General features: G+C 47.2%; 27 protein-coding genes. 8 read left to right on the forward strand and 19 right to left on the reverse strand.

What is annotated here, in order from left to right; genetic code table 11:
- Positions 1-243 precede the first annotated feature (243 nt).
- A complete protein-coding gene (locus IQ219_RS03145; RefSeq protein WP_194071676.1) occupies positions 244-1,005 on the reverse strand; it encodes an HNH endonuclease in 762 nt (253 codons plus the stop codon).
- 331 nt (positions 1,006-1,336) lie between these two features.
- On the opposite strand from IQ219_RS03145, the gene IQ219_RS19950 reads away from it, so the two are divergent.
- Positions 1,337-2,425, forward strand: a complete 1,089-nt coding sequence (locus tag IQ219_RS19950) for a hypothetical protein (RefSeq protein ID WP_228016677.1) — start codon at positions 1,337-1,339, stop codon at positions 2,423-2,425.
- Positions 2,426-2,483: 58 nt separating this feature from the next.
- On the forward strand, positions 2,484-2,891 hold the full coding sequence (locus tag IQ219_RS19955; protein WP_228016678.1) for a hypothetical protein: 408 nt from the start codon (positions 2,484-2,486) through the stop codon (positions 2,889-2,891).
- Between the two features lie 2 nt (positions 2,892-2,893).
- On the opposite strand, the gene IQ219_RS03160 is transcribed toward IQ219_RS19955, so the two are convergent.
- From IQ219_RS03160 to IQ219_RS03220, 13 genes are all read right to left on the reverse strand, one after another.
- Positions 2,894-3,604, reverse strand: coding sequence for a M48 family metallopeptidase (locus tag IQ219_RS03160; RefSeq protein ID WP_194071677.1), 711 nt, complete (start codon positions 3,602-3,604; stop codon positions 2,894-2,896).
- A complete protein-coding gene (locus tag IQ219_RS03165) occupies positions 3,594-3,932 on the reverse strand; it encodes a hypothetical protein (RefSeq protein WP_194071678.1) in 339 nt (112 codons plus the stop codon). Before IQ219_RS03165 ends, IQ219_RS03160 begins: the two co-directional genes overlap by 11 nt.
- 52 nt (positions 3,933-3,984) lie before the next feature.
- Positions 3,985-6,954 (reverse strand): type I restriction endonuclease subunit R, encoded by a 2,970-nt coding sequence (locus IQ219_RS03170; protein WP_194071679.1) that lies wholly within the window; start codon positions 6,952-6,954, stop codon positions 3,985-3,987.
- Between the two features lie 5 nt (positions 6,955-6,959).
- Positions 6,960-8,006, reverse strand: coding sequence for a macro domain-containing protein (locus IQ219_RS03175; RefSeq protein ID WP_194071680.1), 1,047 nt, complete (start codon positions 8,004-8,006; stop codon positions 6,960-6,962).
- Positions 8,007-8,022: 16 nt separating this feature from the next.
- On the reverse strand, positions 8,023-8,661 hold the full coding sequence (locus tag IQ219_RS03180; RefSeq protein WP_194071681.1) for a DUF4433 domain-containing protein: 639 nt from the start codon (positions 8,659-8,661) through the stop codon (positions 8,023-8,025).
- 38 nt (positions 8,662-8,699) lie between these two features.
- Complete coding sequence (locus tag IQ219_RS03185) at positions 8,700-8,879, reverse strand: hypothetical protein (protein ID WP_194071682.1); 180 nt, start codon at positions 8,877-8,879, stop codon at positions 8,700-8,702.
- Positions 8,876-9,238: a DUF86 domain-containing protein gene (locus tag IQ219_RS03190; protein ID WP_194071683.1), complete on the reverse strand. Its 363-nt coding sequence runs from the start codon at positions 9,236-9,238 to the stop codon at positions 8,876-8,878. The genes IQ219_RS03185 and IQ219_RS03190 overlap by 4 nt, the downstream gene beginning before the upstream one ends.
- Complete coding sequence (locus IQ219_RS03195) at positions 9,231-9,521, reverse strand: nucleotidyltransferase family protein (RefSeq protein WP_194071684.1); 291 nt, start codon at positions 9,519-9,521, stop codon at positions 9,231-9,233. Before IQ219_RS03195 ends, IQ219_RS03190 begins: the two co-directional genes overlap by 8 nt.
- On the reverse strand, positions 9,518-10,849 hold the full coding sequence (locus IQ219_RS03200; RefSeq protein WP_194071685.1) for a restriction endonuclease subunit S: 1,332 nt from the start codon (positions 10,847-10,849) through the stop codon (positions 9,518-9,520). Before IQ219_RS03200 ends, IQ219_RS03195 begins: the two co-directional genes overlap by 4 nt.
- 72 nt (positions 10,850-10,921) lie before the next feature.
- Complete coding sequence (locus IQ219_RS03205) at positions 10,922-11,149, reverse strand: DUF433 domain-containing protein (protein WP_194071686.1); 228 nt, start codon at positions 11,147-11,149, stop codon at positions 10,922-10,924.
- Positions 11,150-11,198: 49 nt separating this feature from the next.
- The gene (locus tag IQ219_RS03210) at positions 11,199-13,166 is read right to left on the reverse strand and encodes a class I SAM-dependent DNA methyltransferase (protein ID WP_194071687.1); all 1,968 of its coding nucleotides are present in this window, start codon (positions 13,164-13,166) and stop codon (positions 11,199-11,201) included.
- Between the two features lie 201 nt (positions 13,167-13,367).
- Positions 13,368-13,742 (reverse strand): DUF5615 family PIN-like protein, encoded by a 375-nt coding sequence (locus IQ219_RS03215; RefSeq protein ID WP_194071688.1) that lies wholly within the window; start codon positions 13,740-13,742, stop codon positions 13,368-13,370.
- A gap of 9 nt (positions 13,743-13,751) precedes the next feature.
- Positions 13,752-14,168 carry a transcriptional regulator gene (locus IQ219_RS03220; protein ID WP_194071689.1) on the reverse strand — a complete coding sequence of 139 codons (417 nt, stop codon included), beginning with the start codon at positions 14,166-14,168 and terminating at the stop codon, positions 13,752-13,754.
- An 87-nt stretch (positions 14,169-14,255) separates the two neighbouring features.
- On the opposite strand from IQ219_RS03220, the gene IQ219_RS03225 reads away from it, so the two are divergent.
- From IQ219_RS03225 to IQ219_RS03245, 5 genes are all read left to right on the forward strand, one after another.
- Entirely contained in the window at positions 14,256-14,483 is a 228-nt protein-coding gene (locus IQ219_RS03225) for a DUF2281 domain-containing protein (RefSeq protein ID WP_194071690.1), read from the forward strand.
- 7 nt (positions 14,484-14,490) lie between these two features.
- The gene (locus IQ219_RS03230; RefSeq protein ID WP_194071691.1) at positions 14,491-14,916 is read left to right on the forward strand and encodes a PIN domain-containing protein; all 426 of its coding nucleotides are present in this window, start codon (positions 14,491-14,493) and stop codon (positions 14,914-14,916) included.
- Positions 14,917-14,937: 21 nt separating this feature from the next.
- Complete coding sequence (locus IQ219_RS03235) at positions 14,938-15,537, forward strand: ParA family protein (RefSeq protein ID WP_194071692.1); 600 nt, start codon at positions 14,938-14,940, stop codon at positions 15,535-15,537.
- 3 nt (positions 15,538-15,540) lie between these two features.
- Positions 15,541-16,410: a ParB/RepB/Spo0J family partition protein gene (locus tag IQ219_RS03240; protein WP_194071693.1), complete on the forward strand. Its 870-nt coding sequence runs from the start codon at positions 15,541-15,543 to the stop codon at positions 16,408-16,410.
- A gap of 97 nt (positions 16,411-16,507) precedes the next feature.
- On the forward strand, positions 16,508-17,092 hold the full coding sequence (locus tag IQ219_RS03245) for a hypothetical protein (protein WP_194071694.1): 585 nt from the start codon (positions 16,508-16,510) through the stop codon (positions 17,090-17,092).
- A gap of 80 nt (positions 17,093-17,172) precedes the next feature.
- Here IQ219_RS03245 and IQ219_RS03250 read toward each other — a convergent pair whose 3' ends face one another.
- From IQ219_RS03250 to IQ219_RS03260, 3 genes are all read right to left on the reverse strand, one after another.
- Positions 17,173-17,736: a terminase small subunit gene (locus IQ219_RS03250; protein WP_228016679.1), complete on the reverse strand. Its 564-nt coding sequence runs from the start codon at positions 17,734-17,736 to the stop codon at positions 17,173-17,175.
- A gap of 367 nt (positions 17,737-18,103) precedes the next feature.
- On the reverse strand, positions 18,104-18,607 hold the full coding sequence (locus tag IQ219_RS03255) for a DUF1772 domain-containing protein (protein WP_194071695.1): 504 nt from the start codon (positions 18,605-18,607) through the stop codon (positions 18,104-18,106).
- Between the two features lie 141 nt (positions 18,608-18,748).
- Positions 18,749-19,378, reverse strand: a complete 630-nt coding sequence (locus IQ219_RS03260; RefSeq protein ID WP_194071696.1) for an NAD(P)-dependent oxidoreductase — start codon at positions 19,376-19,378, stop codon at positions 18,749-18,751.
- A 686-nt stretch (positions 19,379-20,064) separates the two neighbouring features.
- On the opposite strand from IQ219_RS03260, the gene IQ219_RS03265 reads away from it, so the two are divergent.
- The gene (locus tag IQ219_RS03265; protein ID WP_194071697.1) at positions 20,065-20,937 is read left to right on the forward strand and encodes a helix-turn-helix domain-containing protein; all 873 of its coding nucleotides are present in this window, start codon (positions 20,065-20,067) and stop codon (positions 20,935-20,937) included.
- A 35-nt stretch (positions 20,938-20,972) separates the two neighbouring features.
- Here the strand turns inward: IQ219_RS03265 and IQ219_RS19960 are convergent, their stop codons facing one another.
- Entirely contained in the window at positions 20,973-22,580 is a 1,608-nt protein-coding gene (locus IQ219_RS19960) for a hypothetical protein (protein ID WP_228016680.1), read from the reverse strand.
- Positions 22,581-23,211: 631 nt separating this feature from the next.
- Positions 23,212-23,385, reverse strand: a complete 174-nt coding sequence (locus tag IQ219_RS03275) for a helix-turn-helix domain-containing protein (protein ID WP_228016681.1) — start codon at positions 23,383-23,385, stop codon at positions 23,212-23,214.
- Positions 23,386-23,566 lie beyond the last annotated feature (181 nt).

Raw genomic sequence — 23,566 nt, forward strand, 5'->3', positions numbered from 1 at the left:
CCTTTAACAGTTCATCCATTAATTTATCGGCTACGGTATCCTCTTTTTTCTTCCTTGCCATCATTGCCTCCTTGGTGAAATGGGTTAATTTGTATTTTTGCTTTTACACAAATTAATTTACAGTCCCCAACATTTGAAAATAATCCACCTAATGTAGCTTTGAAGAAGCTCTATTATGTTCATCAGATACCAATTAAGACCAAAGTTATCCGCTTTGGGTTACCCAACAAGTCCGCCATAGCCTCACTCCTGGACTAACTTTTCAATTAGTTCAGTAACTTGAGCTGGTGGTTGCCAATGTTGCAAAATCTTCCTTGCTATATTCCACTTCAAGCTCAGTAGGAAATCTCTTTCTGACTTATTCATAGAATAACCCAGGCGTTTTAGGTAGCGTTTGAAAGTCAGTTTTACTAGATACTCCGCTTCTTCATAACTTTCTGTCACGTTATCCGGTATATCCTCTCCCGTATATTCGTGCTTGATCGCCCTAGCACAAAGATAGTTTAAGCCCGGACTTACATACCTTAAGTTACGAGGATCATTATTTTGCTTATTTGCATCAAGATGATGAATCTCTACTTCTCCTTTACGAGCAAAGTAACCGTTAGCATATAGCCTCCACCCGTTGGACAAAAATTTACTAACTTGATGTTGATAGATAATCTTTTTTTGAACATTGGTCACATGAAAGTCGAATATTCCACTCTCATCTAGAAGATCGAATAGACTCTGAACGTCGTCATCGTCATCGTCACGCTCTAAGTATAAGTAGCCGTCCTTGGTCTGCTTCCATGTGAAAAAGTTAATCTTGGTAAACACCTTTGCCTGATCAATAACTTTTGACAAAGCACTGATGGAGCCATGTTTGCAATGACGATGTTGTTCCTTCTTTGATTTCTGTGCTTTGAACACTGGAGGAAGACTTCGTTTATTCTTTGTTTCTTCACCATTGATATGTTGTGGTTCAGTGTGGGGAGTGGAGTTGTGCCGTGTAAATATTTCCATGGTAATGTTTATAAGGTTAAAGGACAGCAGTAAAGAGTTAAAGAAGCTCCCCATAAAGTTGAACAAAAGGGTAGGGGGGTAACTTTTTAATCAGAATCTGTAATATTTAGCTCGCATTGTCAGTATGATTGATGAGCCTTTGCATACCTGCAATTTATATCTGGCTATCAAGGCAAAACTGACCATAGCAAACATTGGAAAATCTCGTCCAAAGCAAGTATAGTTACGCTCTCAAAAAAAACATGCTTAACCGGAAAAATTTATTTTTAGTCTAGTCGAGACTCAAACTCAGATGGACCCGGGGTTGAACCGTGTGACGGTAGCAACGGGGATGCAGGACACGACCAGGCTGGAAGCGCACTACGCCCAGCTGCTAACCCAAGCGGAGCTTGACCTCTACACAGTTAGTACAAAGGATAAGGAAGCCTACGCGAGCATCCAGGAGACGTTGATAACCCTAGGATCCATGCTAGAAGAGAACCTCGGCTACATGAACCAAGCCAAGGTTAGATCCACCTACGCCCTGCAGCACATGAGTGTACTACAGCTAGGGGCGCTGAGTTCTGACAATTTAGGTATTAATTGGGGCGGCGTTGACCCCGACAACAACCTAACCGAACAACAAAGAAGAGCAATAGAGGTAGACACCTTAGCGTCGCAGTTAACCTTTGAGTTCAGTCAAGGTTACAGCTCTTCTACAGCAAAGACTCTACCCAGAGTATTGACGGGCAGACAAAACAAAGGATTACTATCTGCTAGCCCCGCATACAACTTCTTCAAAGGTTTCTTCGATGCTTACTCTTCTGGAAGTACAGAGGACTTCGAGAATTTACAAGAGAACGCCGCCTACATGCGTGACGTTAAGAGAGTCAGCAGCCAGGTTATGCGGAACGGTTACGACAGTGTAGACAGTAGGGTCAACATCTTAGTAGACGACTACGTTCGACAACTGATCAGCCCGGAAAGTCCTATCAGTTCTCAAGCTCGGTTCTTGGTCAGCGATCTGTCCACAGTCATCGGGGACAACGAACTGTACGACACCCTTTTAAGTGGTATCGAGCTGTCCAACACAGATATAAACCGTCTTAACGCCGCCGCTGAAAGCCAAGATCTAGCCTCGGCACAGTCAATCCTGTTGGAGCTTTTAGGGGAAGAGCGCCTGCAAGTAGCTGGTGGATCCTTCGAGAACTACTTGGTGATAAACAACGACACAGATTTGGATGCTAGAAACCCTCTGGAGATAATAGAAGCAAAGACTCTACCCAGAGTATTGACTGCCGGCCCGCTGAAGAACAAAGGCGCTTCTATCAGGACAAAGAACAAAGAAAGAAGAAATAGTCTGACTTTATTTCTTCTTTCTTTACTTCCTAACAGGTATGATTCAATTTTTCACATTTTATCAGTTACTCTCAAGCTATGATCGTAGTCTCTTTGCACAATACTACAGCGACTTACGAAAACTAGATCAAGACAGTCTAGTGACAGCTTTACGCACCGGAAGAATACTCGAAGAGCTTCAGTCTTTGCTGTCTGACCCTAAACATTGGCAAGAGTTCATCGAGAAGGGGTTACAACCTAACATTGACGAAGAACAGGTCAGCTGTTTAATCAACCTCGCAGCTCTGTATGACAGTTACAACTATGAGTATGTAGAGGTGTTTGAACAGCTATCAGTAGAATCCTTACTACACCTATGTCACCCATCAATGCCATTACAAAGACAACTTTTCCTCCTATCCACAGCTAAGAGGATCAAGGAAGAACCTGAGTTTCTGACACTTCAAGAGTTTGAACGCATAATCGGCATCTGTCTTAAGGTCAGCCTATTCAACCAAGGCATTGATGATCCGGACAAAATAAAGAAAATCAATGCTGACTATCAGTGATGTCACCCTAGGGGTAAGCGGTTAAGCTCATCTCTATAGTGTTGCCACTGCGGGTAAAAGCTATCTATGAATCGCCAGAAGCGGTCATTATGCTTAGGTTCTAGTAGATGGGTCATCTCATGAACTACCACGTACTCTAGGCACGCTAGGGGCTTTTTTGCCAACTCTAGGTTGAGCCAAATACGCTGAGCCCTAGGGTTACAGGTGCCCCAGCGGGTCTTCATTCGTTTAACTCCAAATTCACGTACTTCGACTCCCATAACGGTCTCATACTTAGCAATGAGACCAGGGACTACATCTTTAATTTGTTGACGGTACCATTCACTGATCACTTGGTGGCGCTTCTCCTGGGGAGTATGGGGACGAACATAAAGTTCCAAAGTCTTGGGAGCAAGGTTTACCTTTGGTGGTGCTTGATGCTCAACCACTTTCAACAGGTAACGTTGACCCCAGACAAGATGACTTTCCCGGTTTACATACTCCCTAGGGGCTTCCCTTTCCTGGGCTAGGATCCTACGACGTTGTTGTCTGATCCAAGCAAGCTTAGAAATGATAAAGACTCGCACTGTATCAGGGTTCATGGTCAAGGGTGCCGATACTCGCACTTCTCCTTGGGGAGGATGAACTGTTAGATGCACATTTTTAATCCCTTTGTAGGTAATGGCAACGGTCAGTTCTCCCAAGTTCAGAGTGGTGGTGATGCTAGTATTCATCCTGCTGTTTAACAATGTTAAAAATTTGCTCCACTCTGTCCACATGATTCAGAACTTGGTATAGAGCTTGTTTGATCAGGTTTTCCTTAGCTTGATTGCCCCGAAAGCCATCGCTTTTACTGCTCATTACTGCCTGGTGTACTTTGAGGGTCAAGATTTCGTCCTGTCCTAGGTTATTGTAAAGGACACGCTTGGCAGGAGTGTCGATCGCCTTGGGAGTATCATCGGACTGCCCTGTTTCTACTTTTTTGACCAGAGTGGCAAGCTCTTGTAGATAGGCTTCATAGGTGAGGGCGTTCTGTTTACGCTGACGAATAATCTCATCCAATAGGGTGGAAGCTCAGGGGCCAATTTAGTGCTAATGCCTGAAGCTTTTTACATCAGCTTGCTTCCCAGTTTTCCCGGTAGGTTGCACCAAAAATGGTGTCGCCCAGCCATTTCTTGAAGGACTGATTATCACTAAACTGCTTGAACAACTCTGTGTGGTCAGCCAACAATTCGATCATCACCCGCTGTAGGGCAGCATCATGTTCGATCCTGGCAGTCCTCTTGTCGTTGTTCCTCATGGCATTCTGATAGGCTACGTCCGCCGCTACCTTGGCTGGAATCTCCTCAGCGATGACCCGACGAATCTTGTCACTGTCTTTCCAGTTAATGTTTCCGAATTGATCGTTGAAAGTCTTGATGATGTTACTTAACTGGTCTAGGTCTGCCTCCGATTTACTGCCCCCGCCGGCGGTTGGCACAGGTTTAATCTCGGCATCCTCATCTGCCAGGTCGATCTTCAGACTAGTTTTTACCTCAACACGGTAGCTATCCATGTCGATCGCCTCTAGGATGCCCCGGGAAAGATCCTCTTCTTTGGGGGCAGGCAACTTGGGAATCAAGAAGTTGAGGAAGATGGATAGTTTTTCCCAGTCGGCATTGGAGTAGGGCAGAATTGAGGCAAGGAAGCCGTAGGTGCGGACAAAGGCTTTGGCTTTACCTTTGAAGTCCACTTGTCCGTCTTCATCGAGATCTGCGTTGTAGGCGGCTACGCAGGCATCCAAAATTGGGTCAAGCCTATCCCGATCTGCACCGTTCAGGTACAACTCCACTAGATACTGGATTTGCTCCTGTGTATAGACCTGGTGGCTGTCCAGATCTGCCTTCAAGTCATGGAGCTTGTTGGGGTCGGTCTCATTACTGAGGATGGTAGTGCGGTAATAGGGGTCAAAGGACGATTGGATAGTGTCTGAATCGTTGTAGAAATCCAGCACGAAGGTGTCGTACTTCTGGGGATGGGCACGGTTAAGTCGAGAGAGTGTCTGCACCGCTTTGATACCGGAGAGGGCCTTATCCACATACATGGTGTGTAGTAGGGGCTGGTCGTAACCGGTCTGGTACTTGTCAGCCACGATGAGAAAGCGGTAAAGGTCTTCCTCTATCTTGTCGGTGATCTGACTACTGGGGAAGCCGTTGAGGGTGGCTTCTGTGACCTTCTGCCCTCCGTAGTCATGCTCTCCAGAAAAGGCGACGATCGCCTGGTAGGGGCTTTTCCGTTCCCGCAGGTAGTCTTTGAAGGCGTGGAAGTACTGGATAGCTTGCCCGATACCGTTGGTGATAACCATCGCCCGAGCCTGCCCACCAATCTTGCCGTGGTTGATTACTTGGGTGTGGAAGTGATCCACCATAATCTCGGTCTTCTCCCGGATCGCATGTTGGTGGGATTCCACATAGCGGCGCAGTTTCTTCTGGGCTTTCTTGGCATCAAAGAGGGGGTCGTCCTCTACCGTCTTGGCGAGGCGGTAATAGCTTTCCACGGGGGTGTAGCTTTTCAGCACATCGAGAATAAAACCCTCCTGAATAGCCTGCTTCATGGTGTAGCTGTGGAAGGGGTAATGCTTAACGGTACCATCGGGCTGGGGATCGGGCTGACCGAATATCTCCAGGGTCTTGTTTTTAGGAGTGGCAGTGAAGGCGAAGTAGCTGGCGTTGCTCACCATTTTCCGTCCCTCCAAGATTCGGTTGATCTTGTCCTCGGTAGTTTCTTCTTCCTCCTCGTTGGCAACATTGTAGGAGGCTGTTCCTTCCAACACCCGGTTCATGGCGGCAGTGGTTTTGCCCCCCTGGCTGGAGTGGGCTTCGTCAATGACGATGGCGAATTTACTCTGGCGGTGTTCGTCCCCGATCTCGTTGAGGATGAAGGGAAACTTCTGCACCGTGGTGATGATCACTTTCTTGCCGTCTTTGATAAATTGGCGCAGGTCGCCGGAGCGTTCTGCATGGCCCACCGTGGCGGAGACTTGGGCAAACTGTTTGATGGTGTTGCGAATCTGCCGGTCTAGTACCTGGCGATCGGTCACGACAATGATGGAGTCGAATAGGGCTTTGCCATCCTGCTCCAGTCCTACTAGTTGATGGGCAAGCCAGGCAATGGAGTTACTCTTACCGCTCCCGGCTGAATGTTGAATCAGGTAACGTTTCCCCACTCCGTCTTGCTTAGCCGTAGCCAAAAGCTGACGCACCACTGTCAACTGGTGATAGCGAGGAAAGACCTGCTTAAGCTTCTTCCTGCCGGTCTTTTCGTCCTTCTCCTCCACTATCTGAGCGTAGTTTTCTAGGATGTCGGTCAGCCCCTCTTTGGTAAGGACTTCTTTCCACAGGTAGTCAGTGGCAATGCCGTTAGGATTAGGGGGATTACCTGCCCCGTCGTTGTGACCTTTGTTGAAGGGTAGAAACCAAGATCCCTTGCCAATCAGGTGGGTACAAAAGCGTACCTCACGGTCATCCAACGCAAAATGCACCGCACAGCGGCCAAACTGCAATAGTAGTTCCTTGGGGTCTCGATCCCTTTGATATTGCTCCACTGCGTCCAATACAGTCTGCTTGGTGAGCCGATTCTTAAGCTCGAAGGTGGCAATGGGTAATCCGTTGATGAACAGCGCCATATCCAATGACAGAGCCGTCTCCACCGGGCTGTAGCGGAGTTGGCGGGTGACACTGAAAATGTTGTTACTGAACCGTTCCACTGCTTTAACGTTACCGGGGGTAGGGGTGCCATAGAAAAGCTCCACGTGGGCAGGGCCATGCCTGAGACCCTTCCTCAACACGTCCACTACCCCCCGTTTGACAATCTCCCCCTGTAATCTGTGCAAGAACTGGGTGCGCTTGGGGCCATCCCCGTTGATGCCAAGTACCCCATAGGTATCGGGCTGGGTTGTCTCTAGAAATTCCAACAGCTTCACCAGGTCAACGGCATGTGCCCTGTCGTAGTCTTTGGGATCGCCCAGAGCATAGCCTGCCTCATTGACCAAGGAGTTAACAATTATGGTTTCTAGGCCCTTCTCGCTGGTGTCAGTGGTTTTCATTGAAGTTAATAAGGACGATTAATCCAGCCCTTTTTGTTCAAAACATTGACTGCTAGCTCGATTTGTCTTTGGGTGAATTGTTGCTTACGCTGGTTCCATGCGTAGGTGCGATCAATAACATCAGACAAAGAATTGACTGGTTCATTCTTGACTATCCAGTGCACGGTTGACAATAGTTCTAAACCGAAAGGAGACTCAAATCCTTCCACTAAATCGGTCACTTTCTCAAACCTAGTATGGGTTTCTGGATAATCCTGTAGGAATGTAGTTGCTTTCTCAATTGCATTGGGCAGTAGGGCTATGGGTTTATTGGGTTGATCACCCCCATCTGCATATCCGGTGATGAGATGTCCTTCAATAACATTCAGGACATGGCGCAGGTTTTCGGCGTAAGGGCCGTAGGGCGCTTTTGCATACCTGAGTTGCAGGAATTCCCCTGACTCTTGCATAAAATACATTAGCTTGTGTATTTCTAGCAGAGTGATAAAGGGATCTAACAAACCTTGGAGATATCGGCTGACCAACTCAACTAACACAGCTCTGCCAGGGGTCATCTTTGGCGCACGAAGACTCTGTACCGTTTTTGCTTGGGCTAGTTCACCATGGGGTTCGTAGAGGATAATCTTTACGTTATCAAGAGGCTTGAGGATTACTTCAATGCGGGTTTTAACTTCAGCCCAATCAAGGCCCCCCAACCCACAACCTAAGGGGGGAATGGCGATAGAGCGAATCTTGTATTTCTGTATAGTACATTTAAGGGCTTTTAGTCCGTTTTCAATATCATCTATGCGGCTATGGGTACGCCAGTGACGTTTGGTTGGAAAGTTGATGATAAAGCGAGGGTTTACCAGTTGTCCGGTTTGAAAGACAAACATTTCGCCGGGCTTAACTTTTTCCTCTTTACAAGCCTGGGCATAGGCTTTGAAGTTCTCTGGGAAGGCTTTCTTGAACTGTAGCGCGATCCCACGGCCCATCACGCCCACACAGTTGACGGTGTTGACCAGGGCTTCGGTATCTTCTGTTAGGATGTTGCCACTTTTATGTTCAAACATTACTGCCTCCTCCAGATTAGTAATACCATTCTGGTTGGACCTCTACCCGTGGATGATGTACCCCTTTGGGTAAAGCCCTGCTCACTTGATCACGGATTACCACCGATTTTACCCCGATACGCTCAACGAGATGCCATGGAAAAGTGCTTTCCACCAAAAACTCTGCCTGCTTGCCCTCTTTACAGGTCTGCCAATTAGTCGCTTGCACGGCGGCCCAGTCAATTTCGTGTAACTGCGCTAAGCTATTGCGGTCTTCAAAGTAAGATGACCCAGCATTGGAGAGGGTGAAGGCCCAGCGGAGGTTGTTTTGATCTGCCCAGTTCACAGCTTGGATTAAATCTCCCTCCAGGTGAATAATCGGTTCCTGTCCTCCCTGATAGGTCAACTCTGTATTCTTTTTGTGGATCAAAAACAACATGATGGAACGTGGACAAAAGTAGAAAGGCACACATTGGCCTACGTACAAACTTGGATGGCTAGTCAAGGTTAATTCCTTCAACCGCCGTTGCTTGATTTTGTTCATCCCGATGGTTGTCCCTACCGGATTCCGTTGAGAGATCGCCGCATCGCACCACAGACACCCATCAGCAATAATTGAGGGCAACCGATCCACATGGACAATGTGGTAAATCTTAGGCTGAGCGGGAACGGTCATTCTTCGTCCTCTGTTGCTAGTTTTTAGCCGCTGTAAAGTTAAGAATCTGGCAGTTCTTCGACGATTTCACCGTCTTTGAGGATTATCACTCCGATTCCAGCCTGTTTAGCCCTCTCCCGTGCCCTCTGAGCGGCCCGTCTTAGAGCTTTCTCTGAGCCTAGGATGTCGGGATCTTCTTCTCTGTTACGTGGGTTGACATCACCCTGCTGATTGGTCACAATTTACCTCCTTTTCCTCTTTGAACAACCTCAAGCTGGGATAACAATTCGGGAATATTGTCCCTAAGAATGCTCCAGACGGTATCGTTATCAATGCCCAGATAGCCATGGATAAGACGGTTGCGGGTGGCAATAATCTGTCGCCAGGGAATTTCTGGATATGTGGCTCGTATCTCATCAGGAATATGGGTAGCCGCTTCACCGATTAGTTCTAGATTTCGTAGGGTGGCGTCGTAGTTAATCTCACTGGCGATGAAGGTTTCTTGATCCATGTCCGTAGTGTAGGTCAGCGCTTTTCTAGCAAAGCTAATCATGTCATCAATGTAGAAATGCCATTCCCGGCTAGGAGACTTAGACATCCATTTTCTCCTGTTCGATGTGGGAGCGTAATTCCGGTCTGAGGGCTTTTTCTGTTACTAAGTCCACCGCACAACCTAACAAGTCTTCCAGATAAAATTGTACTCCGAAGTATCTATGGGATGTGGCAGGGCCATCGAAGCTAACAAGAATATCTACATCACTATGGGGGCCAGCTTCATCCCTTGCAGTGGAGCCAAACAATGCTAACCGGGTAACACCAAACCGAGCTTGTAAGTCTGGTTTACTTTGGCTTAGTAATTGCAGGACAGATTGACGCTTCATTCGTCCTCCTCCTGCACTAGGTCATCATCCACCACCTCGTTGTCGTCCTCTAGGATTAGGAGGTCTTCTTCGGTAATTTCTGGTACTTCAATGTCCCGTACATCTACCTGACCCGTGACCACATCGGAGATTAGTCGGGTGCGGTATTCCTGAATTAGTTCGATCTCTCGCTCAGCACGGACAATAACTTGATCAATAGCCGCTATTTCATACTCTATATGCAAAACAATATTCTTTTGTTCGTGTAGCGGAGGTAAAAGTACAGGAAAGTTTTGAAGCATTGGTAATCGTAAGGAGTCCACTGTAGATTTTGCAGTTCCTCGAAAAGCCTCAAAACACAAAGTATTACTAAAATAGTGGAAGAAAAGTTTCCCATCAATATTCTTAAAACTACTGAACTTATAAACTCGCTGATGGTAGTCAAATTTCCCGTTCATATAGTGAAATACTTTTGCAACTCCTGCGCCGTCGCCTGCTGTTAGCACGGCTTCACCATCAAAGGAATATGAATCAATACACTCAACAGTCTGCGACCGAACAAAAAACGGATACTTCCCAGATTCTTTTCGATCAACTGTATCTTTCCCACCAGTCTGTATATCACATAAAAATTTAAGCCTACGAACTTGCCAATGCTCTGGAATATCCCCTATCCACTCCACGCCGCTGGGCTTAAGATTAACGTTAGGATCTAGCCCACAGGTGACAGCCTGGTTGATGATGTTTTGCTTCTGCTCTTTGAGTAGTTCTATCAGCCGCCGCTTGTTGCGTATAAATTTGTTGATCTGAACTTGAATTGATTGCAGATATTTGTTAATTTTACTTTGTTCACTTTCTGATGGAACTAGAACAGGTAATCGTTTAAAATCGCTAAAAGATAGGTTTTGGCGAAGTCCCGACCCCATACCGTAATAGATTTTCATTAAGTCATACCCATGCAATAGCAAATGAGCATAATCTGAATTAAACTTTTCTCTAGTCTGTAGACAAAGGTAGGCTGAGGTAATAATCCCCCTATTTCTTACCTTTCCTACACGAAGACTCACTTTGTCGTTTTGAAGATCTGTGCCTCTAATAATGATATTTCCAGGCTCCGCAATCTGATAAGTTTCAAAAGATTCAGGTACTAAGCCATGAAGTTTCTCGGGTGGTTTGACAACTATTTGTCCATAACTCAGCGACAGAACGGTCGATTCTTTCATGCCAGTATTCTTTTCCTTCCGTTCTGACAGAAAGGCAAAACCTGGTTTTATGTCCCAATGTGCTGGAATCTGTCCCAGCCAAGACACGCCAGAATCCTTATATTCGGGATAGGGCTTCAGTTTCATCGCTCCACCTCTCCAACATTTTGTTCTGCTCCAACTTCAACAACTTGGCCAGAAGTGATTGTTCTCAGCACATCAACAAGCAGGATTAGCATAGGCAGTTAACATTTGCTTAGCTAGTTCGAGAACGGCGATCGCCTGTTGACGCTGAACGCTAGGAAAATGATCTAGAAACTCATCCAGAGGATCCCCTGCTTCCAGGTAATCAAGCAATGTTTTAATTGGTACTCTGGTGCCGACGAAGACAGGAACTCCCCCCAGAATATCAGGATCACTATGCATAATCCCTGCGGTGGTCACCATAACCATTGTCCTCCTTCAGCATTTCCCTCTTATCTTAGCCCTGACAGTCTTAGCCATCCCCAACAATCTGTTCCAACAGACCCTCAGTTTCCTGCTCTAGGGCATAGATATCCGCTTTGATCTCATCCAAAGTCCGCATGGGCACAGGCTTGTAAAAATGACGGGTAAAGGAAACTTCATAGCCTATCTGGGTCTTGCTAGCCTCGATCCAGGCATCCGGGCTGTAGGGCAACACCTCACGCTGGAAGAACGCCTCGATCCCCCCATCCTCCAACAACGGAATCTGCTCGCTGTCCCGTAAATTACTATCAGGTTCATACTCCACCACACAGAGCTTACCGCCAATCTCTACCTCGAACAAACCGTGGAGTGGATCAGGCTGGGTCCCCTTCTTATGAATCTTCTTGATAATCGGCACCCCTTCTTCGGTAACCCTACCTTCACTTTTGAACGCCTTAATTTCGGCGGCTTTGTAAACCCGCTGGGGATCTACCCCCTCCACCCGCAAAGGGCGATCTACGCTCACCTTCCAGTAGCCGAAAGCTTGATTGGGAAAGATCTTCGATTTCTCTGTCTCCCTCGGATTGACCACCAAGTCCACAATAGTTTGGATCTGTTCCTCGGAAAGCTCACAATTCTTCTTGCCCAGGTTGCGCCGTAGGGGCATGTACCACTCCGTCCCATCAATGAGCTGAACCTTACCCCGACGCTCCTCGCTCTTGCGGTTGCTCAACAGCCAGATATAGGTGGCAATACCGGTGTTGTAGAAGATATTCTCCGGCAGGGCAATGATGGTCTCCAACCAGTCGTTTTCGATGATCCAGCGGCGGATATTACTTTCTCCCTGCCCCGCATCCCCAGTAAAGAGGGACGACCCGTTGTGTACCTCAGCGATGCGGCTACCCAGGCGGGTGTTGTGCTTCATCTTAGCCAACTTGTTGACCAAGAACATTAACTGTCCGTCCGAGGAACGGGTGATCATCTTGTAGTCAACTTCATCCCCATGCCGGGTCACAAAGCGTGGATCTTTAATCTCTCCCTTGCCCCCCAGCCTCTCCAAATCAGTCTTCCAGCTTTTGCCGTAGGGAGGATTGGAAAGCATGAAGTCAAATTCCTGGGACGGAAACGCATCACTGGAAAGGGTGGAACCATACTTCATATTCTCCGCCTCGGCCCCTTCCCCCTTCAGCAGTAAATCCGCCTTGGAAATAGCGTAGGTTTCTGGCTGGACCTCCTGTCCAAAGAGGTGGATAGAGACCTCCTTACCTTGGTTTTGAGCCAGTTCAGCTAGCCTCTCCTCCGCTACCGTTAACATCCCCCCAGTGCCACAGGCACCGTCATAGACGAGATAGGTACCGGATTCAATTAAGTCACCAATGGGCAGAAAGATTAGGTCAGCCATGAGCTTGACCACATCCCGGGGTGTGAAGTGCTCCCCTGCCTCCTCGTTGTTCTCTTCGTTGAAGCGGCGGATTAGTTCCTCAAAGATAGTGCCCATGGAATGGTTGTCCAGGGCTGAAAGCACCTCGTTACCATCTATGTCTTGCACCGGCTTAGGGCTGAGGTTGACACGGGAGTCGAGAAACTTTTCCAGCAGGTGCCCAAGGATGTCCGCCTCAATTAATGTTGGAATTTGATTACGGAACTTGAACTTATCGAGGATCTCCTGAACGTTCTGGGAGAACCCATCCAGATAGGTCTCAAAATCAGCCTTTAGTTGCTGTTGCTTGGCACGGTTCTTCAAGTCCCGCAGGGTAAAGGGGGAGACATTGTAAAAAGCCTCCCCGGAAGCCTGACAGAGAGCCGCATGTTGATTGGCGATCGCGGCACTATCCAGTTGACCCTTCATGGTCAGTACCTTTTCCTTACTCGGCTCCAGAACTGCATCTAGGCGACGGATTACTGTCATCGGTAGGATCACGTCACGGTACTTGCCCCGCACATACACATCACGCAACACATCATCAGCAATGCCCCAGATGAAATTGACAATGTTGTTGTGGCTAACTGGGTTCATAAATTCGGGCTTTTGTAGTGAACTGATAGGATGCTGCTATTGCTACATTCACTGTCCTATGTTTCAGGCAAGAGCGTATCCCGTCCTATCCTACCCTTGCGAGAGAACGGAGTAACCTAACTAAAAAACGTTGTTAGCTGAGGACTAGCCTGTAACTCCCAGAAAGCTGGGCGCAGAATGCTAATGGGACGGCAAACTGGATCAGGAACACTTGAGATACAGCAGGCGATCGGTCCAAGCCCTTTCCCGTTCATCCTTCCATAATTTAAGCAAAGCCCGGACTAGACCCCCAAAATCCTGGGGCGGCATACTTTGATAATCAACGAAGATAATACCGCTATGGGACTGACCCTGCTCTCCCCAAGTCCAAAGAATGGGCGGTATCGTTTTTTGGTCATAGGTTACCAACACCAATTGTGCTGTGGTGGCAGCCTCCAAAATTACCTCATCTGGAAACCCTAGATACAGCCCCCCCTGCCAAGTCAGTAAGGGATATATTTCAATGTCTGGTGCCTTACTAGCAACCTGTTGAGCCACCAACGGGGATATGTGTTCATCCAATAGAAAACCTAACATGGGGTTCTGCTATGACTGCCCTTGGACTTCGAGCTGCGGTAACAGACGGGTCAATGTGGTTTCGTTAACGGCCCCAGCATCGGTAATGGCGATGTTGATCTCTTCGGGGTAAGCATCTGCATAAAGTAAGGCCGATTTTACCCAAGGTAAAGGACGCTGGAAGTGTTGTGCTGTTTTTTCTGGATCTAAAGCATACCCTTGGGCAATGCGGACAACTTCCCAGACCGCCAGGGTAGAGTTTTTAAGATGGGCATGACGACCCAGGGGCGTTTGTCGAAATTCAATATAGGGAAAGTCCTGCTGCCGCAAGGATTCTTCCACTAGCAGGGCGGTGGTTTCACTAGGTGTCTTACCTAAACAGCGAGCAAAACGTTGCAGTCGCTCATGGGTTAGATCCGGCAAACGGGTGCTGACTACGGTAGACATGGGGATAAGCGACAATGGGAACTACTATTGATTACAGTGTAACTAAGTTCAGATTATTATCAGCACTTTTAACAAAGCTTAAGCACCATGACAGCGCAAGAAAAACTTTACCAACTAATTCAAACTCTGCCAGAGAAGGAGGTTAGCGAAATACTTAATTTTGCCGAATCGCTTTGGCCAAAAGTCTCTAGCCCCAAAATCCCCGCCGGCACCCTTACCGGACTACGAGGCATTGCCAAACAAACGGGCCCTGTGCCTAGCGACGCTGAGTTACAAAGGCAATACTCTGACTACCTAAACGAGAAGTATTTGTAAATATCCTGTGAAAGTACTTCTCGACACAAATATTGTTCTCGACTTACTTTTAGAGAGAGAACCGTTTATCGAAGAAACCATAGCCATCTTCGAAGAAATTGAGCAGGGAAACATCGAAGCTTACATTGCAGCTACGACAATTACCAATGTTTTTTACATCATTCGTAAGAACAAAAGCCGCGAGGTGGCGCTTATAGCTGTTAAGCGACTACTGGTTGGGCTACAACTGTGCCCCGTGAATCTACAAGTTATCGAAGTTGCCCTCAACATCAACCTAAGAGACTTTGAAGACAGTGTCCAACTAGCATGTGCCACAGTTAACCAACTTACGGCAATTATCACCCGAGACGCCAAAGACTTTGTTGAAAGCCCTTTGCCTATTTACTCCCCTGCGGAATGTTTATATCGGGTTAAGACCAATAAGCTTGATTAGTAAGCCCATCATAAATAGCCCATGTCAAAAACCATAGCCATAGTCAGTCGTAAAGGAGGTGTGGGCAAGAGTACCCTCTGTGCTAACCTCGCCGTGGTAGCAAGAGATGCAACTATTCTCGACTGCGATGACCAAGCTTCTCTAGCAGACTGGGGCGATCGCCGTGGCAATAATAGTCCCCTGGTTATTGCAGTCCCTCCTAGGCGAACAATCTCCACCCTAGAGAAAGCAACAACGGACTGGAACTTCATTGATACCCCCGGCACCCTGGATGCGGGCATCATCGAGGTCATGCAAGCATCGGACTTTATATTGGTAGTACTGCGTTATGGACAGTTCGATTTGGACTCGGTGTCCACTACCCTCTCAGCAGTAAGACTAAGCCAAAAACCAGCGGCGATCGTCCTTAACCTATTGCACCCTAAAACCAAGTCTGAAGACTTGATTGCCAACCTAGAAGACGCACAATTAGGCTACCCAATTAGCCCCCATGCTGTTTGTTCAAGGGCAGATTTTCAACAGGCAGCAGCACAGGGTAGAGGAGTGACAGAGTTGGACCAAAGCAGTAAAGCCAGCCACGAGATTAGAGCTCTGTGGCAGTGGTTACAACAGCAGGTATAAATTATGGCAAAACGTCAATCTCTAGACATAAGCAAAGCTCAAGCACGCTCCGCTACTTCGGAAGCAGCCGAAGAAACTTTGCAACGACAACAGATGAAGGAAGGACTGGTGCCCCTGGACAAAATCGGCGATCGGGCAGAGGGAGATACCCGTCAAATTAACGCTAAGCATGTCAAAGAGTTAGTGGAAAGTATTCAAGTCCTGGGACTGATTACCCCGTTAACAGTGGACAGACACTACAGGCTATTAGCCGGAGGACATCGTAAAGCAGCCCTAGAGAAATTAGCGGCAGAATCTCCAGAAACATTTACGGCATTCTTTGGCGAAGGAGTGCCGGTGAACATTATGGACATTGATGCAGAAACAGCAACCCTCACGGCATTACAAGTTGAAGTTGAAGAAAATACCCAACGCAAAAACTACACCCCTAGTGAAATTCGAGAAGCGGCCCGTAAGCTAAAGGAGGCTGGCTATGAACAGCTTAAAGGTCGCCCCAGTAAAGGACAAAAGTCTATCAACCGAGAGTTAATGTCTGTATTTGGGGCAAGTCGTAGATATATCACCAAAATCCTCAATGACCCAGAGGATGAACAGCAGAAGCAGAAAAGTGCGCACATGTGCGCACTTTTTTCTAAAATTAAGCGATATCACGAGCAAACGGAAGCTTTTAAAGATTACATCAGTAAAAATTCGCCCAAAGATGCTATAAATCCAGAATTAAACTTAATCAGACTAAGCCTAATAGAGAAGCTTAAGGAAACCCAAGCACTGTTGGAAGGGCTCCACACCGTTGAGCAGTTACAGACTAAGGCGACAAGCCCATCCATAGCTGGGAAGAACCACTCAACACAAGAGGAAGAATTGGAAATTTAAACGTAACCCAGGTCCAGAGAGACAAAGAACAGAACAGGGTTGGGAAGAACTCAGCCCTTAATGTTTTCACGAATTGGTTATGCCAATTCTTCAAACTATGAACGACATTCTCGACAGAAAATTCATCAACTTAGAGACCACTAGGTCTACCCTCAAGCAGAAGATCCTTCGAGATAGGGCAAGGGGTTTAGGCTTTGGCTACCACGAGCTATCCGTTAGACCGCTATACATCAAAGCATGGCATCTCTACTGCTCGTTCTTCATCATGCACTCAGAGATGGAAAAGTGCAGTTACACAGACAGGTCCAGAGTAGAACTAGAGCAAATCTTTTGGCAAGACCATCAAGCTCTCCTATTCTACGGGGCACCTTACTCATGGTTAGTCATCAAAGATGAAGACAAGTTTGAGAACTGGAAGGAACTAAACAGTGACACAACAAAGCAGCGAATTCCAACAAGCATCAACTATGGCCTTATACTCAAACATTTTTTGCCGCTGTCAGCCGTATGTAACTACTTAGCAGGTTTCAATGTGGAAGAGCATCAAGCTAAACTCCCACAGCAAAACTTTAAGCGCATCGAAGAATATGCTTCCCAGTATGTGCACGTCAACATGAAAGACCCGACCCTAACGATAGAAAAAGTTAGAGAGATGGTCTCTGACATAGAGATGCAGATGTGAACATCAGAACAAGCTGGGTAAGAGACTGAACAATCCATCTATCACTTCTCTATCACAGCCTTAACAGCAACAACAGAAAGTCAAGACGAGGTATCGGAGGAGAAGAATGAGTCATGGAAGACCTTTGACTTCTCCACTAATTCAGCACCTAAAGAAAGACTCACAAGCTGGGACTGAAAATCTTTCAAAGCTAGACTCACAGCTTGCTCTAGGGCAGCGGCAACTTCAGAGGAGGACTGATAACAGTGAGGGACGGAAAAGTAAGAATGAAGATCCCGGAACAAACGAATGGAAGAGGACAAAACCTTGTCAATTTCTGAGATAACAAGATCGATGGGAACCACTTGCTTAACCTGACTCTGCATTTGTAACTCAACAAGGGAAGCTTCGGCGAGAGACTTCCTCGCACGACCTTCACGCCACTTGGTATCCCAGTCAGAACGAGCAACTTTAGCCTTATGTTCATCCAGATCCTGTCGCAGGCTGCGAGTGTGCCAACGGTAGTAACCAAGGATGTCATAGGCGTTGGAGCCTTGCTTAGAGAAGTAACCAGCCTTAGCCCAGGTCTGGACAGTGCGAACGCTCACACCGGCTTCCTGGGCCAAATCTGTCACGGAAACAAATAAAGAAGGGGTAAAGGACATAGAAGCAAAGGGGGGCACTACCAGGAAGCATACCCAAGGAAGAAGGAAAGTTAAGGAACGACGACGAAGACCAAGCAACAACAAAATCACACAAACAAGAGAGCAACCTAAGTCCCGATAGAGACCACAAACGTCACATCCGTAGCGGACTACTCACAAACCAAGGATAATTGGGCTCTTACATCAGAGTTGAGACTCTTGGAAGCTTGTTGGGCACGATGGACGGCCATTAGCCGAACGTACAGAGACATTTCAAAACTAAATTGGGATTTCCGACTGGACCTTTCAGCCGCAACAAGGACACGCGACCCATCCAGCCAAACCATCGAATGGGTCGCTTATCCAGTCAATGTTAGGTCGTTGTGATTCAGAGTTGAAAGAGCAACACCAGCAAGACTACCGACGTTAGACTGGCCAGCAGTGTCCGACTGACGTTCCACCGATTCCAACGAGGCTCAAAGCTTAGACGAGCGGATTTGAGGGCCGTTTCGCCCATGGCATCCACATTGAGCGCTTGGAGTTGATTATTGAGCGGCACATTAATCGTAAAAGTGGAGACTTGTACCCCCAGCATGTAAACCAGCAGTACTGCGAGCAATAGCAACCGCTGAGTGCCTTCTAGTTGACTAAAACCCAAACCAGTTACGGCTACTGATGCCACCACGGAGCCGACCCAGACAGCGACAAAAACTGGCTGGTTTTTTTGAACGACACCGTCGATGACTTGAAAGGCACGGATAAAATCACGATCTCTCAATTGCTTAATTCCTGGCATGACGATGGTGGCAAAAGCAAATAGGAAACCTGCGACAAGGGAGCACAGCAAAGTCGTCACAATCAGCAGAATTTGAAAAGTTACTTCAGTAGACATGGTCAAGTTCTTCAATGTTCAAAATTAGTTGCGGGCAATAACGAAGAATTGGATGGTCGCTAGGCAACCAGGCAGGGGACCCAAGATCGCGGTGGCGACTGGCCGAATCCCCTATGCTGGAGCCGTTTGAGGGAGCGCAGCTTAGTAAGACAAGCTAGGGCTTTGGTACAGGGAGGACTGATCCGAGAGCTGCTTCAGGATGAAATCGGCAACGTCGGCCCGAGAAATCTGTAGCGTGATGTTGTGATCGCTACTAGGAAAACTGTGGTGATACTGCCCCGTGCGCGGTCCATCAGTAAGGGCACTCGGGCGCACGATGGTCCAATCTAAACCACTGCTTTTCACCAGCGCTTCTTGCCGTTGGTGATCGGCAAAGACCTGGCGCAGGATGAAGCCAAACATGATGTACTTCCAGTAAAAGTTCAGGTTGCTCCAACTTTCTCCAGCGCCTAGAGTCGATAGGCAAATTAACCGACGCACGCCCACCTGCTGCATCGCCTGGATAATCTGCTGGGTGCCTTCTGAGCGAATGGTGCTCTTTAACTGTTTGCCCGCCCCTAGGACGCACACCACTGCATCTTGTCCCTGGATGGCGGTTTCGACTGCTACGGAATGCATCACGTCTCCTTGGGCGAGGCGGAGTTGAGGATGCTGGATATGGAGTTTGGTCAAATTACGAGCAAAGGCGGTGACGATATGTCCCTGTTCTAAGGCTTGTTGAACGGCCTGCCGACCGACAGTTCCAGTGGCACCAAAAATAACTAGTTTCATGGCTTGAAAGCTCCCTAAGTAATGACAGTTTCAGCTTAAGGAAATCGTCAAAGCGAGGCTGTTAGGTTCTTGCGGAACTATCACTTTCTTGCGATCTCTTTCACAGAACTAAGACATTCTGACTGCGACAGCATACGAATGGACTTAGTATTAGCAATGGAAAATTTTTGGTCGCTCATCTAAACTGTCCCATTTGCAATTTTTGGTTTTACGAGTCTGTCTAAGGAGAAATCAAGGTTTTCCGGTAATTAGGCGGCGAAGCTGTCCCATTTATGACTATAAGTGGGACAGTGAGGATTCAGATAAGTTATAAAATTTGATGTCTGGAAGCATTACTGGATAAAGTTTTCAGCCTTAACGACCAAAATTTTTCCGTTGCTAATACTACGCCATATCGGCCCAAAACTAGTGAGGCAACGATGTGATGGCCCACCGCACCCGGGGCCCAAAAAATCATGAGGTTCATCCAATTGCCTTCAGAAAGATGACATCCTTACCCAATGGAGGTTGACTTGAAGAAACTTTCACGGTTTGCGGCTCTGGCACGCTCTGGTTGCGAGTTGTCGTTGTAGAGCGAAACACTTAAGATTGATTCAACATTTTGCACTGTTCACAAGATTTTGTGTGGGACGGCTTGAAAATCGAACCGTTGATACGAATCGCGAGTTAAGGAACCCGATAAACTGATGGCCGCTGCGCAACCGCAAGCAGACTTGCCCCTAGAGTCACCGTCAAATGTGACGGCGTCGGCGTCCCAACCGCCAGAGATTCACCTGGAACATCTGCAATTTCCGCCGGGGGAGGCGACGGTTCACAGTCCTGACCATCACACCTTATTCATCAGTTTGGCACCGCGACCGATTCAATATCACCAGGCCCAAGACGGCAAAACTCACGAAGCCCTTTATCGGCGTGGCGATTTCACGATTACTCCCGCCGACTTACCATTCTTTGCGCGTTGGCAGGGCACCGAAAACTGTTTGCAATTACAGATGAGCGATCACTTCCTGCGCTCCGTTGCCCAAGAAACTCTGACCGGTTGCAGCGATCACCTTACCCTGGTTCCCACCTTCCAAAGTCGCCAAGGGTCGATTGAAGCGATCGCGACACTAATGTTGACTGAATTGCAGCACCGGCAGTCTGGCAGTGCCCTGTATTTGGACTCGCTGGCCCAATCCCTGACCGTCCAATTGCTACGGCAGCACAGCAGCACCCAACCACAATTACCTAAGTATGAAGGGGGCTTACCACCTTATCAATTGCGTCGAGTCTTGGCCTATGTGGATGCCCATCTGACCCAAGACATTAAATTAGCTGACTTGGCACAACTATTGACGATGAGTCCGTTTCATTTTGGGCGGATGTTCAAAAAGTCGGTGGGAATAGCTCCCTACCAATATGTGATTCAGCAACGAGTTGAACGGGCTAAAACTCTCCTAAAACAGAACGATCTCGCCATCATCGACATTGCCCTTGATTGTGGTTTTAGCAGTCACAGTCACCTCAGTCAGCAATTTCGCAAAGTGATGGGAATGACGCCCAAAACCTTCAGAGGCTAGGCGTTTAGACATAGAGTTTCGTAGGCAAGGTTTAGTTAGTTAACCAACTCCAAGGAGGAAGACAAAACAGCAATGCCTCCAATCCAATTATCAGCGTCCTCACAAGGCTTAACATAAAGGAGCTCGGGATGACGAGAATGCTTAGCTCCTCGACAAATACGTACCTGAGTTCCAGAAGAAATTGAGCAAACCTTAGAACTGGACGGTTTACCGTGAAATCTCTTAGAAATTAAACCAACTGCTTGAGAAGTCAAAATATAAACCTTCATATAAGAGGGGGGTGGGGCATTAGTCTTAGAAAGCTTATCACACTTGAGTTTGGTCAATTTATTTTCACTGTCTTTTTTTAACGAACTTTCAGTGGGGGTGGGGCATAATTTAGAGCTCTCTCTAGGTAAGGACTCTGAACTTTTAGACTTGGGCAAAGTACTTAGCTTTGAAAGCTGAGTACTTACAAAGGGAACCTGGGTGGAAGACTGACCAAATGTCGGGTTTTCTAGCCCGGTGTCAATGAAATTGTTGCTAGCACTATCTGATTGGGTACCCAGCTCTGGCTCTTCCTTAACGACTTGAGGACTTTTTTCTGTTATCACCTCAATCTGCCCATCAATAAACTCAGGCTCACTTACTGCACTGGGAGGCAGGCTTGATATTTCAAGGTCTGCCAATTTAAATTTAATAAACTGTGGATGCCAGAACTCTTTATATCGGGCTAAGGTCTTATCAGAGGTACGGATGCCAAATATCTCTTTGATTGCTCCAAGTAATAACTCTTTCAGTTCTCCGACTTTCCTTGGCAACACTTTCACTGTTTCCAAAAGATGCTCCATGCCCTGTTTAATACGCTCAATGGCACCTTTTTGTCGGCTCTGATTAACTAAATTCTCCTTCGGTGGATTTTCTGGGCAACAACCTTTTTTCTGCAAGTCATTAAAACTGCCAATCCGGCTTGGTTCACTGCCATAGGGATAGTAATACTTCTCTATGCACCTTCCCCAGTCCTTACCACGACGATAGATATTATGCTTGTGCTGACAATACTGTTGATAGCCAGGACTCGTCTCTGCCTTACCTACTATGTAGTCCGCTAGGGCTTGCCCTTCTAACCCTTTAAAGACACGCCCATAGGTACCGATTATCCGCAACAGGTCGTTGGTTTGACCAAAGCTGGTCCATCCTTCTGCTATCTGCTCTCGCAGGTCCCTGGCAAAGTCACTAGCGTCTCCATCACCTTTCAGGCGCCGGAAGCCTTTGATATGACTCGCACTCTCTATCGCTGTTTCAATCAGCTCTATGTCCTGTTCTTCTGCCGTCGCTTCCCCTTGCTCTAAGAAAACTTCTATGTCGTTACTGTAAGGGACGAAGTCCTTGTCTAATAGGTAAGAACCCCTCTGCAGAGGTAGCCGCACAGCTTTGTAGCTTGTTTTGCTGTGTTTGCTATAGGTCTTGGTGTTGGGGAATATTTCTAACCTGCCATCCTTCACTTCATAGCCTGCTTTGATTGCTGTCAGCCGCAACATATGGGCCAGCTTAAACGTGGGCAGAGCTTTCGGAAAGACGAAGTAAACGTGCAACCCACCGCTGTTGGAAGACTGGAGTGTCACCACACTGTTAATGCCAATCTCTTCGTAGGCTCCTAACAACTCTCTGTATTGCGACTCACTATTAGCTGGGTGGTAGGGACTCTGACAGTCTATATCTAGCACTGCATAGTGAGTGGTAGTGCCAAAAGATAGCCCGATTAACCTCTCCGGGTCTTGGTAAACACTCCATAAATTGCGGTGCTCTATTGGGTAATCACTTATAGTTATCCACTCTGGGGTAGAGCTATAAGAACTTTTTATAAAGTTGAATCGATGTTTGAAAAATTTACAAAACCTTTGCCCTGTATAGCTTTGGGGCAGGTGCTTGGTCGTTAGCACTGCTTAGATACTCTCCTAATTTTTCCCAGGAGTAGCTATCTGGCAAATTGGCATGCTACACTAACGACATAGTATTTGTTCGTCTGTGTAGCTACCTGTGGCGTGCCTGAGAAACACGCTTTGCCAGGTGGCTTTAACTTTTTCTGGGGGGTACGTTAAGAATAAGAACTTGATGTTCTTGTTAAGTTAGGTTAACTACCTCTCTTAATTGCTTAGAAAATTGGCCACTGTATCATAGCCTATTTCTTGAACGACACCCCCACATTTCTCCAGTCATTGCCCTACACCCCATATATTTCGGTTTTAATGCCCCTGGCAGACCACAGTAAAAATTACGTTGCTGTGCTTAACTTTAGTTGGAATTCTGTTGAATGATCGCCGTGAGTTCGTTGGGTTCAAGAATGGTGATTTTGCCCCCCCGCTGGTAAGTCACAGACCCCTTAAGCTGCCTAAACACACGAACACACTCTTCGTAGGTGATGCCAATGCTACGGGCAATTTGGTAGTAGGTGAGATGAGCCCGCAATCTTTGTCCTTCTGGTACTACGTCTGTACCTGCACTGTCAGCAAAATACTGTAGCCCTCTTCCATCAATCTAGGCAGATGAATGGCAGAATATGTCCCATGAATTGACCAAATATCTTAATCGATCTAGCTCATTAACTTTATTAAAAAGCTTGGTCAACTCATCTAAAACATGGGTAAAT

Source organism: Synechocystis sp. LEGE 06083 (genome assembly GCF_015207725.1).
Taxonomy (GTDB): Bacteria; Cyanobacteriota; Cyanobacteriia; order Cyanobacteriales; family Microcystaceae; genus Synechocystis; species Synechocystis salina.

Excerpts from the sequence above, each read along its gene's own strand:
- IQ219_RS03145 (WP_194071676.1), bottom strand. The coding sequence starts at position 1,005 with ATGGAAATATTTACACGGCACAACTCCACTCCCCACACTGAACCACAA.
- IQ219_RS19950 (WP_228016677.1), top strand. The coding sequence starts at position 1,337 with ATGCAGGACACGACCAGGCTGGAAGCGCACTACGCCCAGCTGCTAACC.
- IQ219_RS03160 (WP_194071677.1), bottom strand. The coding sequence starts at position 3,604 with ATGAATACTAGCATCACCACCACTCTGAACTTGGGAGAACTGACCGTT.
- IQ219_RS03170 (WP_194071679.1), bottom strand. The coding sequence starts at position 6,954 with ATGAAAACCACTGACACCAGCGAGAAGGGCCTAGAAACCATAATTGTT.
- IQ219_RS03175 (WP_194071680.1), bottom strand. The coding sequence starts at position 8,006 with ATGTTTGAACATAAAAGTGGCAACATCCTAACAGAAGATACCGAAGCC.
- IQ219_RS03180 (WP_194071681.1), bottom strand. The coding sequence starts at position 8,661 with ATGACCGTTCCCGCTCAGCCTAAGATTTACCACATTGTCCATGTGGAT.
- IQ219_RS03190 (WP_194071683.1), bottom strand. The coding sequence starts at position 9,238 with ATGTCTAAGTCTCCTAGCCGGGAATGGCATTTCTACATTGATGACATG.
- IQ219_RS03195 (WP_194071684.1), bottom strand. The coding sequence starts at position 9,521 with ATGAAGCGTCAATCTGTCCTGCAATTACTAAGCCAAAGTAAACCAGAC.
- IQ219_RS03200 (WP_194071685.1), bottom strand. The coding sequence starts at position 10,849 with ATGAAACTGAAGCCCTATCCCGAATATAAGGATTCTGGCGTGTCTTGG.
- IQ219_RS03205 (WP_194071686.1), bottom strand. The coding sequence starts at position 11,149 with ATGGTGACCACCGCAGGGATTATGCATAGTGATCCTGATATTCTGGGG.
- IQ219_RS03210 (WP_194071687.1), bottom strand. The coding sequence starts at position 13,166 with ATGAACCCAGTTAGCCACAACAACATTGTCAATTTCATCTGGGGCATT.
- IQ219_RS03215 (WP_194071688.1), bottom strand. The coding sequence starts at position 13,742 with ATGTTAGGTTTTCTATTGGATGAACACATATCCCCGTTGGTGGCTCAA.
- IQ219_RS03220 (WP_194071689.1), bottom strand. The coding sequence starts at position 14,168 with ATGTCTACCGTAGTCAGCACCCGTTTGCCGGATCTAACCCATGAGCGA.
- IQ219_RS03225 (WP_194071690.1), top strand. The coding sequence starts at position 14,256 with ATGACAGCGCAAGAAAAACTTTACCAACTAATTCAAACTCTGCCAGAG.
- IQ219_RS03235 (WP_194071692.1), top strand. The coding sequence starts at position 14,938 with ATGTCAAAAACCATAGCCATAGTCAGTCGTAAAGGAGGTGTGGGCAAG.
- IQ219_RS03240 (WP_194071693.1), top strand. The coding sequence starts at position 15,541 with ATGGCAAAACGTCAATCTCTAGACATAAGCAAAGCTCAAGCACGCTCC.
- IQ219_RS03245 (WP_194071694.1), top strand. The coding sequence starts at position 16,508 with ATGAACGACATTCTCGACAGAAAATTCATCAACTTAGAGACCACTAGG.
- IQ219_RS03250 (WP_228016679.1), bottom strand. The coding sequence starts at position 17,736 with ATGTCCTTTACCCCTTCTTTATTTGTTTCCGTGACAGATTTGGCCCAG.
- IQ219_RS03255 (WP_194071695.1), bottom strand. The coding sequence starts at position 18,607 with ATGTCTACTGAAGTAACTTTTCAAATTCTGCTGATTGTGACGACTTTG.
- IQ219_RS03260 (WP_194071696.1), bottom strand. The coding sequence starts at position 19,378 with ATGAAACTAGTTATTTTTGGTGCCACTGGAACTGTCGGTCGGCAGGCC.
- IQ219_RS03265 (WP_194071697.1), top strand. The coding sequence starts at position 20,065 with ATGGCCGCTGCGCAACCGCAAGCAGACTTGCCCCTAGAGTCACCGTCA.